This window comes from Pseudidiomarina marina, from assembly GCF_044807045.1.
GTDB lineage: Bacteria > Pseudomonadota > Gammaproteobacteria > Enterobacterales > Alteromonadaceae > Pseudidiomarina > Pseudidiomarina marina.
This window is the reverse complement of the sequence record NZ_CP085233.1, coordinates 1,995,087-2,008,056: the sequence shown is the minus strand read 5'-3', so window position 1 is coordinate 2,008,056 and position 12,970 is coordinate 1,995,087. Positions and strand designations below refer to the sequence as shown.

The following is a 12,970-nucleotide window of genomic DNA, read 5'->3' as shown; positions in this document are numbered from 1 at the left end:
TTCGCAGTAGTTAGAGGCTCGCAATTTTTTGCTATTATGACCATTTTCGCGCTAGGTGTTAACCACAAAACCGCTTCCGTGTCGTTACGGGAGCAAGTCGCCTTCTCGCCAGAGCAGCTACATCAAGCGTTGCCAGCTTTGCGTGAGCAAACTGGCGTTGCTGAAGCCGTTATCTTATCTACTTGCAATCGTACTGAATTGTATTGTCATGGTGCGACATCCGCAGATATGTTGATTGGTTGGCTTGCAGGCTATCATCGCATTCCGTTGGAGCAACTGCGTGAACATTGTTATACCTATGAAGATGGGGCTGCCATTGAACACTTAATGGCGGTAGCGAGCGGTCTCGACTCGTTGGTTTTAGGCGAACCGCAAATTCTTGGCCAAGTGAAGCAAGCCTATCAGTTCGCGCGAAACCAGGCGAGTGTAGGCACGGTACTTGAGCGACTATTCCAAAGCACATTTCGGGTAGCAAAAACTGTCCGTAGTGAAACCAAAGTTGGCGAAAATGCGGTTTCCGTCGCGTTTGCCGCAGTAAACTTGGCGCGCCAAATTTTCGCTGAGTTACCTGAATCTCGGGTGTTGCTTGTTGGCGCTGGTGATACCGCAGAGCTCGTTGCGCAGCACTTAACTGAACATGGTGTGAAACAATTGATGGTGGCAAACCGAACGTTGGGCCGCGCAAGCGCGGTTGCCGAACGTTTCCAAGGTCAAGCGCATACGCTTGGCGAGCTACCGGAATTGCTCCCACAGGCTGACATTGTGATTAGTTCGACTGCGAGTCCGTTGCCGATTATCGGTAAAGGTTTGGTTGAACAAGCGCTGAAAACGCGGAAGCGCCAACCGATTTTGTTCATTGATTTAGCCGTGCCGCGAGATATTGAAGAACAAGTCAATGCGTTAGATGATGCTTTCTTGTACACGGTTGATGACTTACAAGGCATTATTACGGAAAACCTTCGTAACCGCGAAGAAGCCGCCGCTGAGGCGAAAATTATTATTGCTGAGCATTCCGAGGCCTTTACCGCTTGGATACGCCAGCTTGATCATGTCGACGTGATTCGTGATTTTCGCCAGCGTACTGAGCAGATGGCTGAAGAACAATTGCTACGCGCTCGCAATCAGTTAGCTGCAGGCAAAAGTGCCGACGATGTGTTGGGTGAGTTCGCCCAGCGTTTAACCAAACAATTTCTCCATCAGCCAACGCGAATGATGCGTGAAGCTGGCGCCGCGGGTGACTTCGAGACCTTAGCGGTATTTCAAAAATTGATAGCAGATGACGAGTAAGGTCCTCACCGCATGATGAATCCTTCGATTATTCGAAAACTAGAAGCATTGCTTGAACGCTATGAAGAAGTACAACACTTATTAAGTGACCCAGGCATTATTGCGGACCAAGATAAGTTTCGCGGCTTGTCGCGTGAATATTCTCAGTTGGAAGAATTGGTGAAATGTTTTACCAGTTACCAGCAAGCGCAAGCTGATGAGGCTGCAGCGCAAGAAATGATGCAAGAAGACGACGCTGAAATGCGCGAAATGGCAAAAGCTGAATTAGATGAAGCGAAGGCCAAGCAAGAAGAGCTTGAGCAGGAACTGCAAATTTTACTGCTACCAAAAGATCCGAATGACGATCGTCCGTGTTATCTCGAAATTCGTGCAGGTGCTGGTGGCGATGAAGCTGCCATTTTTGCGGGCGATTTATTCCGTATGTACAGCCGCTATGCTGAGCAACATGGTTGGCGTGTCAGTATGGTTAGCTGTAACGAAGGTGAGCATGGTGGCTACAAAGAAGTAATTGCGCACGTGTCTGGTGATGGGGCGTATGGTCGCTTTAAATTTGAATCGGGTGGTCACCGTGTGCAACGAGTACCAGAGACGGAATCTCAAGGTCGTGTGCACACTTCGGCCTGTACAGTTGCTGTGTTACCGGAAGTACCTGAGGCCGAAGCCATCGAAATTAATCCAGCTGACTTGCGCGTCGACACTTTCCGAGCTTCAGGGGCGGGTGGTCAGCACGTTAACCGAACCGACTCGGCGATTCGTATCACGCACATTCCAACTGGTTTCGTGGTGGAGTGCCAAGACGAGCGTTCGCAGCACAAAAACCGAGCCAAAGCGATGTCGGTGTTGCAAGCACGATTGCAACAAGCGGAGGATGAAAAGCGGCGTCAAGAAGAGCAATCAACGCGTCGTAGTTTAGTTGGTAGCGGCGATCGCTCAGAGCGTATTCGTACCTACAATTATCCGCAAGGGCGGGTCAGCGATCACCGTATCAATTTAACCTTGTATCGTTTGGATGAAGTTCTTGAAGGGGCATTAGATCTTATATTAGATGCCATTGTGCAAGAGCATCAGGCCGATCAGCTCGCAGCGCTTGCTGAGAGTCAATGATCACGACACCCATGACGATTGCTGAAGCGTTGCGATGGGCGACACAACAACTCACCAAGAGTGAGAGTGCAAAGCTTGACGCCGAAGTGTTGTTGGCGCACATCGTTGAACGTGATCGTACCTATTTGATCACTTGGCCCGATCGCTTATTGGAAGCCGCACAACAAGAACAATTTGCCGAACTCATAAAACAGCGCGAACACGGCGTTCCCGTTGCTCATTTAGTTGGGCAGCGTGAGTTCTGGTCGCTGCCATTAACAGTCAACAACAGCACGTTGATACCGCGCCCAGATACCGAAGTGTTAGTGGAGCACGCGCTAAGCTTAGCGTTACCGGTCGAATCTAAGGTGCTTGATTTAGGCACCGGAACCGGTGCTATCGCATTGGCATTAAAAAGTAGCCGGCCTACGTGGCAAGTTACTGCCGTGGATAAAATGTCCGAGGCCGTGGCACTTGCGCAACAGAATGCTGCCAACTTAACTCTCGATCTTACCGTTAAACAAAGTGATTGGTTCGCGGCAATCGAACCGCAACAGAAGTTTGATTTGATTGTTTCGAACCCGCCATATATTGACGCGAGCGACCCGCATCTCGAGCAAGGAGATGTAAGATTTGAGCCCAAAAGCGCGTTAGTCGCAGCAAATGAGGGCTTGTCGGATATCGACACAATTATTACGGGGGCAACGAATCATTTAGAACTGCAAGGTTGGTTATTGATTGAACACGGCTGGAAGCAGGGGGAAGCGGTTCGTGATTTGATGCAAAGGGCACGGTTTAATGCAGTTACGACTATTCGTGATTATGCTAATCTTGAGCGCGTGACACTCGGACAATGGAGTAATGCCAATGGCCAATGATTTCATCTTTGCTGAAGAGAATGAGCAAGAGGAAGTGCCTGATAACACAACGGAAGCGGGTTGGAAGGTATTAATTGTTGATGATGAGCGTGAAGTACATGCGGTAACTCGCTTGGCACTTATGGATTTAGTTTTTGAAGGTAAAGGCTTAAATTTTTTAAGTGCTTATTCGCGTCATGAAGCGGAGCAGTTGATTGCTGACCATGATGACATCGCCATTGTGTTGCTTGATGTGGTCATGGATACCGACGATGCTGGTTTGCAGGTTGCCAAGTATATTCGCGAAACGATAGGTAATCGCACCAGTCGTATTGTATTGCGGACAGGTCAACCGGGACAGGCGCCAGAGCGTTCGGTTGTGATTAACTACGATATCAACGATTACAAAGCGAAAACCGAATTAACAGCACAGAAATTATTTACCTGTGTGATGTCGGCACTGCGTTCTTACCGCGACATTATTCGAGTAAAAGAACAACTCGAGCGAGTTGAACATGAATTAAGTTTTTACCAAAACTGGTTGTTAGAACATCAACCGCAGGTGCGTCAGCAAGTTGCTGATGCCTATCAACGTTTAACCGAAAATAACGATTAGAAGGGACGTTCTTGATGTCATTCATAGCTCTAAAACACCTCCATGTCACCTTTGTTGCCATAAGTGTGGTATTATTTATGCTTCGTTTTTTCTGGCGCAGTATTGGTGCTGGAATCGCGAACCAGAAGTGGGTGAAAATTGTTCCGCACATTATCGATACAGCATTATTGCTGACAATTGTCGGGATGCTTATTCACTGGCAAATGTGGCCGTGGGAAACGCCATGGTTGATTAATAAAGTGATTGGTCTTGTAGGCTATATTTTGTTTGGTTTGGTGGCGATGAAGGCCTCAGTGAGCTGGCTACGTTATGTTGGCTTTGTGGGGGCGCTGAGTTGGATTATGTTTTTGCTTCACATTGCCTTCAGCAAACAAGCACTGATTTAAAAACAAAGACGATATTAGCTATTAGATATTGGATATTAGCTCTGATGTTTCGGGTTTTTCTAATATCCAATATCTAATAGCTAATATCGAATTCGAACTTAAGGGTTTATGCGTTTTTCATATTTAGAACATGTGGCTCATGAAATTCTCCCAACTATTGAAATAGTCTGGGAGATTAGCCGTACCTTTCATTCCGATAGTGACCAGTACGTTAGCGATTATTATCAGCAAATACGCGAGATGACTCACAAACATGAAGCGCTGACCGGTATTGAAAAACTGCAAGCGGTTATTCAGGACTTTTATTTTGAGTTAGGGTTTAGTGACGCGCCCGAGCCCGCGGTTGGTGCTCAGCGAATTCTGCTCGATAGGGTTATTAGTTATCGCACAGGTTTACCAATTAGCTTGGCGCTTCTTCTGCAAGAAACGGCAGCTTATGCTGGTATTCAGACTGATTTAGTTGATTTCCCGGGATACCCATTGTTGCGATTTGATTTTGAGCAACAAAGTTATTTTGTTGATCCGCTGCATGGTGAATTACTCGAAGGTCACCAAGTGCAAGAACGTTTTGAAGACGTGACTGAAGATGCACTGGATTTTTCATGGGATATGTTTGAAGCTGCCGATCAGAAGACGATTCTGATGCGCTATTTGACTGAGCTAAAGCATGCGATGATTCATGACCGTGAATTTGCCAATGCACTTACCGTCGTTCATATGTTGCTGGCTATTTCTCCGGATGATCCGTATGAAATTCGTGATCGTGGTTATGTGTTAGAAGAGCTCGACTGCCAACAAGCAGCAGTTGACGATTACCAGTATTTTGTCGAACAATGCCCAGATGATCCAAGTGCACAGTTGTTGCGCTTGCAATTAGAAACGTGGGCGGCCCCCCAGCACGTCCTTCATTAAAAAATAGAATAATAAGGGGTTCCTGTGGAAAGCTCTGCACTGATTACCAATGACGGTATTATTTTTGGCTTGCTGGCTGTAATTCTTGGTCTTATTTTTTACACGCAAAGCAGCTCAAATAGTTTTTGGCAAAAGTTTTATAAGTGGGTTCCAGCGCTATTACTTTGCTATTTTATTCCTTCGTTGCTCAACACCTTCGGTATTGTCGATGGCGCAAATACCGGAGTCTATCCGTTAGTGATGGATTATTTGCTACCAGCGTGTTTGGTTTTGCTGACCTTAAGTTTGGATTTGAAAGCAATTCTACGACTGGGCCCAAAACTCCTTATTCTCTTTTTAACCGGTACTGTCGGTATTGTTATCGGCGGGCCTATTGCGCTCTTGATTGTTAGCGCTATTTTCCCTGAAATGTTGGGTGGCGCGGGTCCGGATGCGGTTTGGCGTGGTATGACAACCATTGCTGGTAGCTGGATTGGCGGTGGCGCTAACCAAGCCGCAATGAAAGAAGTTTACGAAGTTGGCGGCGAAATTTTCTCGGCAATGGTCACCGTTGATATTATTGTGGCGAACTTATGGATGGCCGTATTGCTTTATATGGCCGCAAATAACAAAGCCATCGATAAACGCATTGGTGCAGACACAAGCGCGATTGAAGCAATTAAAGATCGTATGGAGCAGTACGAAGCTGAGCATCGTCGTGAATCAAAATTGCCAGATTTGATGTTTATTGTGGCGGTTGCTTTTGGTGTGACAGGCTTGTCGCATTGGGGTGCCGATGTGATTGCACCATACATTTCCGACCATGTTCCAGCTCTGAAAGACTTTAGCTTAGACAAAAAATTCTTCTGGTTGATTGTGATTGCGACCACGGTAGGCGTTGCACTATCGTTTACGCCAGCACGTAAACTTGAAGGTGTTGGGGCATCGAAATATGGCTCCATGTTTGTTTATATTCTGGTTGCAACCATTGGTTTACATATGGATGTGACCGCCATTGTGGATGTACCAAAGTATTTCTTGATTGGTGCAATTTGGATGATTATTCACGCCAGTTTAATGTTGTTTGTCGCGCGCCTGCTTAAAGCGCCGGTGTTCTACATGGCGGTTGGTAGCCAAGCGAATGTTGGTGGTGCGGCTTCGGCACCAGTCGTCGCTTCAGCGTTTCATCCATCATTGGCGCCAGTCGGCGTGCTGTTGGCTGTGTTTGGTTATGCATTAGGCACCTACATGGCCTATATTTGTGGACAGATTTTGCGTGTCATTGCTACCGGCTAATACATGCAGTACATCGAGTTAAGTAAAGGATATCAACGTGATTAACACTCAGGTAATTAAAGTAGGTGACGTGCAGGTGGGCAACCATCTGCCGTTTGTGCTATTTGGCGGAATGAATGTTTTAGAATCGCGCGATTTAGCCATGCGTATTGCTGAGCATTACGTTGAAGTAACATCACGCCTTGGTATCCCGTATGTATTTAAGGCAAGCTTTGATAAAGCAAATCGTTCTTCTATTCATTCTTATCGCGGCCCAGGCCTTGATAAAGGCCTCGAAATTTTCGCTGAAATAAAACGCACCTTCAACGTGCCGATTATTACGGATGTGCACGAGCCTCACCAAGCCAAACCAGTTGCCGAAGTGGCCGATATTATTCAGTTACCGGCGTTTTTAGCGCGTCAAACCGATCTGGTCGTTGCCATGGCTGAAACTGGTGCGATTATCAATGTGAAGAAGCCGCAGTTTCTAGCGCCGCATGAAATGCGTCATATTCTGAAAAAATTTGGTGAAGCGGGTAATCACAATGTAATTCTGTGCGAGCGGGGCAGTTGCTTTGGTTACAATAACCTTGTGGTTGATATGCTTGGTATGGATGAAATGAAACAAATGGCACCGGTTATGTTTGACGCGACGCATGCGCTACAGCGCCCTGGTGGTCGTGAAGATTCAGCTGATGGCCGGCGTGCGCAAGCCGCTGTTCTTGCACGTTCAGGCTTGGCACTCGGTATTGCGGGATTGTTTATTGAAGCGCATCCAGAGCCTGATCAAGCAAAATGTGATGGCCCGTGTGCATTGCCTTTGGCCAAGTTAGAGCCCTATCTGCAGCAAATGAAAGCCGTTGATGAGTTGGTCAAAAGCTTTGCGCCGCTAGACACGAGTAACTAAGTACGATTTATGGAAACAAAAGGGCGCTCGTCGAGCGCCTTTTCTATTTAGGTCGCACGATATAAACAGCGTGCTTCTTGTCCTTGGAATTTGAAATCATGACGCTCTGATAAGTTGTATCAAACCATGGCGAGCTCACCATCTCTTGATGAAATTTCTGCATGTGGTCGATTGGTGTATCGGTACCCGTAAATTCAACACGACAAACGGTGGTTCGACATTCAACACCGCTTAATGTTGCTGACTGCAACGCTTCATTATCATCGTATAAGCGCACAATGCTGTCTTGCATGTTGTAGGCCCAATCTTGGTCGATTGATTCGGTATGAATACGTTGCTGTACCTCATCAATGTCAATTGCCTCGCGTAATAACTTTTCAATTTCGACGTCACGCTCAGCTTTGGCTACACGGGGTTGGTCGACTTCGGTTTCGCGGACTTGTTTTGCTTCGTCGGTGTCTGAATTTGTTTTTGGTGTGTCGTTGGCTGTGGTAGCAATAACTTCTATTTCTTCTTTGCCGTCAGCTCTGATTTCTTTTTCAACAACAATTTGTTTTGTGACTTGGGTCGCTGATGTGTCGACTGCGTTCGGCTCTGGTTGGCTCCAGAGTATATAGGCAAGAACTGCGATAATTGCTAAATAAACACCATGCATGGCTTTTGTCATTGTTATATTCCCGTCCTTTGGCTTGCGCTGATAAACAAACTGATTTAAATTAAAACGCATGTTTAAAATGTGCGTTCTAAACGTGCAAAACTAAAAAGTGAGACACGTTTTTATGGCAAAGCGAGTATCAACGAAAGATAAAATACTGAATGCTGCCGAGGCGCTGTTTGCCGAACATGGGTTTGAGCAAACTTCATTGCGCCAAATTACCGCAGATGCAGAGGTGAACCTCGCTTCGGTGAACTACCACTTTGGCTCAAAAAAGGCGCTGATTCAAGCCGTGATGGCACGCTACCTTGAAGTTTTAATGCCGGCGTTAGATCGGGAGCTTGCGGAGCTTGCGCAACGATCACAAGTAACCACTCGAGCGGTGTTTGATTGTTTTCGTGAACCGTTGAATGAGCTACGGCAAGTTCGCAAACATGGGCCAACTATTTTTTTAAGCTTGTTGGGGTATGCCTACGCTGATATCCAAGGGCATTTACGTCGCTACACCATGGACCATTTTGGTGATGTCATGCAGCGATTATTGGCTACCTTGCACCTCGCGAACCCACAATTGAGCCCAGTAGATATGTTCTGGCGCCTGCACTTTGTATTAGGTGCCACCGTTTTCGCCCAAGTATCAGGGCCTGCTCTGCGTGAAATTGCTGCTGCAGATTTTGGCGAAGCTATTGCTGCTGACCAAGTGATTGACCGTTTAATTCCGTTTTTAGCCGGTGGTGTCGATGCGCCTACCGAATAATCGACTATGCTTTTTAAAGTCATGTTTGAGCATTCTTATATGCCCGTTGTACCGATAGGTTAAGGTGTTTTGAAATGGAAATTATTATTCTTTTAGTGGTTGTGGTGGTATTGCTCGTTGCTGTACCAGATATTCGCCGCAGCTTAATTACACGACCTGCATTTGCTTTCTTTAAGCGCGTACTGCCACCGTTATCGGCAACCGAACGTGAAGCGATGCAAGCAGGTGATACATGGTGGGACGCTGATCTTTTTAGTGGACGTCCAGATTGGCATAAATTTCACCAAACCAAAGCACCACGGTTTACTGAAGAAGAACAAGCGTTTATTGATAATCAATTAGAAATCTTGTTAGCGATGCTCGACGATTTCCGAATTGTTCAGCAAGATTCAGATTTGCCGAAAAAAGTATGGGATTATATTCGCAAAGAAAAATTCTTTGCGATGATTATTGGTAAAGAGTTTGGTGGTCTTGATTTTTCACCCGCTGCGAATTCTCACATTGTATCGCGTATTGCGTCACGCTCAATCAGTGCTGCGGTATCGGTCATGGTGCCGAATTCATTGGGTCCAGGTGAGTTACTCACGCATTACGGTACCGAAGATCAAAAGAACTATTGGTTGCCGCGCTTAGCGGATGGTACTGATATTCCGTGTTTTGCTTTAACTGGCCCTGAGGCCGGTTCTGACGCTGGCGCAATACCGGACACGGGAATTATTTGTAAAGGTGATTTTGAAGGCAAAGAAGTTGTTGGTATTCGCTTAAATTGGAGTAAGCGTTATATCACCTTAGCTCCGGTTGCCACGGTATTGGGTTTGGCGTTCAAATTGTACGATCCTGATGGATTGATGGGTGATAAAAAAGATGTTGGTATCACCTGTGCATTGATTCCAACGAGCCATCCTGGTGTTGAAATCGGTGAGCGTCATTTACCGTTAAATCAAGCGTTTATGAACGGTACTACATACGGTAAAGATGTCTTTATCCCATTGGACTGGATTATTGGTGGCAAGGATTACGCTGGTAAAGGCTGGCGCATGCTGATGGAGTGTTTGTCAGCAGGGCGAGGCATCAGTTTGCCAGCTCTTGCAGCCGCAACAGGTCATGTGACTGAACGTATGACCGGTGCCTATGCTTATGTGCGTCAACAATTTGGCATGCCAATTGGTTTGTTCGAAGGTGTACAAGCAGCCATGGGCAAAATTGGTGGTACCAATTATACCTTAGAGTCGATGCGTCGTTTAACGGTCACGGCGCTATGTGAGGGTAAAAGTCCTTCGGTTATCACGGCAATGACTAAATATCACATGACCGAAATGGGGCGTCAGGTGATGGATGCTGCCATGGACGTTCATGCCGGTAAAGGCATCCAATTAGGGCCGCGCAACTATTTGGGCCATGGTTATATGGCAACCCCAGTATCTATCACGGTTGAAGGTGCGAACATTCTCACCCGAAACTTGATGATTTTTGGGCAGGGTGCGACACGTTGTCATCCTTATGTGTTGGCGGAGATGGAAGCGGCGTCGGATCCGAATGAAGACGAGGGTTTGCAACAATTTGATAGCTTGTTACTCAAGCATATCGGTTTTGCGGCCGGAAATTTCTTCGGTAGTTTATTCATGGGATTAACTGGCGCGCGTTTTAATGCCAGCCCAATGAGCGGACCAACGGCACGTTATTACCAGCAACTGACGCGCATGAGTCGCGCACTGGCGTTAACTGCTGATATGGCCATGTTGGTGATGGGCGGCGATTTGAAGCGCCGCGAGATGCTGTCCGCTCGTTTGGGTGATGTACTAAGTCATTTATATATGGCGTCTGCAGTGTTAAAACGCTACGAAGATGATGGTCGTCAGTCAGGTGATTTGCCGTTCGTTGAATATGCGCTTGAGCATCATTTGTACGAGATTGGTCAGGCATTTAAAGGCTTTTTTGCGAATTTCCCGAGCCGCATTGTGGCATGGACGTTACGTTTAGCTATTTTCCCATTAGGTATTCACTTTAACAAACCATCGGATGCCAATTTACAAGCCGTTGCGAAGAGCATGATGGAACCGGGCGTGACTCGCGATCGTCATACCTTCTTATGCTATTGGAAGAATGACGCGAAGGACATGACAGGGCACATGGAGCTTGCGTTCGTAGCCATGCGTGAGCATGCGGATGTATACAAACGCATTCGTAAGGCCGTGAAACTTGGTGATATTGCTGAAGATCTCAGTGGTGACGAACTGGTGAAGGCGGCTCGTAAAGCTGATGTGATTACCGCCGACGAAGCAAAATCGCTGAAGAAAACGGAGCAACTGCGTATGGCAGCGATTGGTGTTGATCAATTTGCGCCAGGGATTATTGAGCAACGCAAGTTTTACTCATAGCAGTAAACCTGAAACATAAAAGGGCTGTCTCGACAGCCCTTTTTTTATACCAAATACCGACCATTAGACGCCAATCGGCTTGTAGCGAGTACGATGCGGTTCCATGGCCTGCTCGCCATGCGTTTTCTTCATATACTCTTCGTAGTCGGTGTAGTTACCTTCGTAGAAGTTGATTTGACCTTCATCACGATAATCCAGAATATGCGTTGCGATACGGTCTAAGAACCAACGGTCGTGCGAGATGACTAAGGCTGAACCAGGGAATTCCAGCAACGCTTCTTCAAGTGCGCGCAAGGTTTCAACGTCAAGATCGTTGGTTGGTTCATCGAGCAACAAGAGGTTGCCGCCAGCTTTTAAAAGCTTGGCAAGGTGAACTCGGTTGCGCTCACCACCGGAAAGCTCGCCAATATGCTTTTGCTGGTCATTTCCGCGGAAGTTAAATCGGCCAACATATGCCCGGCTGTTAATCTCGAAGTTACCGATACGCAGAATATCTTGGCCATCAGAAATTTCCTGCCATACGGTATTTTTGTCGACCATACTGTCGCGGAACTGATCAACACTCGCTAATTGAACGGTATCACCGAGTTCAACGGTTCCTGAGTCTGGCTGCTCTTTACCAGTAATCATGCGGAATAGCGTTGATTTACCAGCGCCGTTCGGGCCGATAATACCGACAATGGCGCCTTTTGGTACGCTGAAACTTAAATCATCAATCAACACGCGACCGTCATAGGCTTTTTTCAGGTGATTCACTTCAAGTACTTTGTCACCTAAGCGAGGGCCTGGTGGAATAAAGAGCTCGTTGGTCTCATTACGTTTTTGATAATCGCCACTTTGTAATTCTTCAAAGCGAGCCATACGTGCTTTGCTCTTCGCTTGACGACCTTTCGGATTTTGACGAACCCATTCAAGCTCTTGCTTAATGCTGCGCTGGCGTGCTTTTTCTTGTTTCTCTTCTTGCTCAAGTCGTTTTTCTTTTTGCTCAAGCCAAGACGAGTAGTTGCCTTCCCAAGGAATGCCGTAACCACGGTCTAGCTCGAGAATCCAGCCGGCTACGTTATCAAGGAAGTAACGGTCGTGGGTAATTGCTACGACTGTCCCTTCATAGTCGTGTAAGAAGCGTTCTAACCATGCGACAGATTCGGCATCCAAGTGGTTGGTTGGCTCATCAAGGAGCAACATGTCTGGTTTACTTAGTAATAAGCGGCAAATGGCGACACGACGGCGCTCACCACCCGAGAGTACTTTGATTTTCGTATCCCAAGGTGGCAAACGCAGTGAATCAGCGGCACGCTCAAGCATGTTCTCGATGTTGTGACCGTCTTTCGCTTGGATAATCGCTTCAAGCTGACCTTGTTTTTTTGCCAGTGCGTCAAAGTCTGCATTTTCATCCGCATAGGCAGCATACACTTGATCGAGTTCGGCTAGTGCGTTCTTCACATCCGCAACTGCTTCTTCAACCGTTTCGCGTACGGTTTTGTCTTCATCAAGTTGCGGCTCTTGTGGTAAATAACCAATTTGAATGCCAGCCAGTGGACGTGCTTCACCTTCGTATTCTTTATCAACGCCCGCCATGATGCGTAGCAACGTCGATTTACCCGCACCGTTCAAGCCAAGCACACCAATTTTGGCGCCTGGGAAGAACGATAAGGAGATATCTTTTAAAATCGTCTTTTTCGGCGGGACGACTTTACTGACCCGCGACATGGAATAAATATATTGTGCCATAACAGCATGCGTTCCTTTTTGAGGCGATATGTATAAGCAAAAAACGTAATTGTTTATTTTAACCCTTAAGTTGGCGCTAACCCAAGTATATTGGTAAACTAGGCGCCACTTATTTTCGTTCGACAGTTTGTTAAGTCAGGAGCCCCG

Annotated in this window: 11 protein-coding genes and 1 pseudogene; 10 read left to right on the top strand and 2 right to left on the bottom strand. The window is 46.8% G+C overall.

The window, feature by feature from the left end; all coding sequences use genetic code 11:
• The first annotated feature begins 36 nt into the window (after positions 1 to 36).
• The 8 genes and pseudogenes from hemA to kdsA all read left to right on the top strand — a co-directional run bounded on the left by hemA (position 37) and on the right by kdsA (position 7,302).
• Positions 37 to 1,287, top strand: coding sequence for a glutamyl-tRNA reductase (hemA, locus tag LG272_RS09615; RefSeq protein WP_126759105.1), 1,251 nt, complete (start codon positions 37 to 39; stop codon positions 1,285 to 1,287).
• Between the two features lie 15 nt (positions 1,288 to 1,302).
• Positions 1,303 to 2,391 carry a peptide chain release factor 1 gene (gene prfA, locus LG272_RS09610; protein ID WP_404409983.1) on the top strand — a complete coding sequence of 363 codons (1,089 nt, stop codon included), beginning with the start codon at positions 1,303 to 1,305 and terminating at the stop codon, positions 2,389 to 2,391.
• Complete coding sequence (gene prmC / locus LG272_RS09605) at positions 2,388 to 3,248, top strand: peptide chain release factor N(5)-glutamine methyltransferase (protein ID WP_404408221.1); 861 nt, start codon at positions 2,388 to 2,390, stop codon at positions 3,246 to 3,248. Before prfA ends, prmC begins: the two co-directional genes overlap by 4 nt.
• Positions 3,238 to 3,741: pseudogene (locus tag LG272_RS09600) on the top strand (response regulator); the annotation flags it as partial. The gene prmC and the pseudogene LG272_RS09600, both read left to right, overlap by 11 nt.
• Positions 3,742 to 3,857: 116 nt before the next feature.
• Positions 3,858 to 4,229, top strand: coding sequence for a SirB2 family protein (locus LG272_RS09595; protein ID WP_126759103.1), 372 nt, complete (start codon positions 3,858 to 3,860; stop codon positions 4,227 to 4,229).
• A gap of 108 nt (positions 4,230 to 4,337) precedes the next feature.
• Positions 4,338 to 5,141 (top strand): SirB1 family protein, encoded by an 804-nt coding sequence (locus tag LG272_RS09590; protein WP_126759102.1) that lies wholly within the window; start codon positions 4,338 to 4,340, stop codon positions 5,139 to 5,141.
• Between the two features lie 24 nt (positions 5,142 to 5,165).
• On the top strand, positions 5,166 to 6,416 hold the full coding sequence (locus LG272_RS09585; protein ID WP_404408218.1) for a DUF819 domain-containing protein: 1,251 nt from the start codon (positions 5,166 to 5,168) through the stop codon (positions 6,414 to 6,416).
• A 40-nt stretch (positions 6,417 to 6,456) separates the two neighbouring features.
• Entirely contained in the window at positions 6,457 to 7,302 is an 846-nt protein-coding gene (gene kdsA / locus LG272_RS09580; protein ID WP_126759375.1) for a 3-deoxy-8-phosphooctulonate synthase, read from the top strand.
• A gap of 43 nt (positions 7,303 to 7,345) precedes the next feature.
• Here the strand turns inward: kdsA and LG272_RS09575 are convergent, their stop codons facing one another.
• The gene (locus LG272_RS09575; RefSeq protein WP_404408216.1) at positions 7,346 to 7,969 is read right to left on the bottom strand and encodes a hypothetical protein; all 624 of its coding nucleotides are present in this window, start codon (positions 7,967 to 7,969) and stop codon (positions 7,346 to 7,348) included.
• Between the two features lie 112 nt (positions 7,970 to 8,081).
• Between LG272_RS09575 and LG272_RS09570 the strand changes: the two genes are divergently transcribed.
• Entirely contained in the window at positions 8,082 to 8,714 is a 633-nt protein-coding gene (locus LG272_RS09570) for a TetR/AcrR family transcriptional regulator (RefSeq protein ID WP_126759099.1), read from the top strand.
• A gap of 74 nt (positions 8,715 to 8,788) precedes the next feature.
• Entirely contained in the window at positions 8,789 to 11,092 is a 2,304-nt protein-coding gene (locus LG272_RS09565) for an acyl-CoA dehydrogenase (RefSeq protein WP_404408213.1), read from the top strand.
• Positions 11,093 to 11,155: 63 nt separating this feature from the next.
• On the opposite strand, the gene ettA is transcribed toward LG272_RS09565, so the two are convergent.
• Positions 11,156 to 12,823, bottom strand: a complete 1,668-nt coding sequence (ettA, locus tag LG272_RS09560) for an energy-dependent translational throttle protein EttA (RefSeq protein WP_126759097.1) — start codon at positions 12,821 to 12,823, stop codon at positions 11,156 to 11,158.
• Between the last annotated feature and the right edge of the window lie 147 nt (positions 12,824 to 12,970).

Bases quoted from the DNA above. Each gene is read 5' to 3' on its own strand.
- hemA (WP_126759105.1), top strand. From the start codon at position 37: ATGACCATTTTCGCGCTAGGTGTTAACCACAAAACCGCTTCCGTGTCG.
- LG272_RS09575 (WP_404408216.1), bottom strand. From the start codon at position 7,969: ATGACAAAAGCCATGCATGGTGTTTATTTAGCAATTATCGCAGTTCTT.
- LG272_RS09570 (WP_126759099.1), top strand. From the start codon at position 8,082: ATGGCAAAGCGAGTATCAACGAAAGATAAAATACTGAATGCTGCCGAG.
- LG272_RS09590 (WP_126759102.1), top strand. From the start codon at position 4,338: ATGCGTTTTTCATATTTAGAACATGTGGCTCATGAAATTCTCCCAACT.
- LG272_RS09595 (WP_126759103.1), top strand. From the start codon at position 3,858: ATGTCATTCATAGCTCTAAAACACCTCCATGTCACCTTTGTTGCCATA.
- LG272_RS09565 (WP_404408213.1), top strand. From the start codon at position 8,789: ATGGAAATTATTATTCTTTTAGTGGTTGTGGTGGTATTGCTCGTTGCT.
- prmC (WP_404408221.1), top strand. From the start codon at position 2,388: ATGATCACGACACCCATGACGATTGCTGAAGCGTTGCGATGGGCGACA.
- prfA (WP_404409983.1), top strand. From the start codon at position 1,303: ATGAATCCTTCGATTATTCGAAAACTAGAAGCATTGCTTGAACGCTAT.
- ettA (WP_126759097.1), bottom strand. From the start codon at position 12,823: ATGGCACAATATATTTATTCCATGTCGCGGGTCAGTAAAGTCGTCCCG.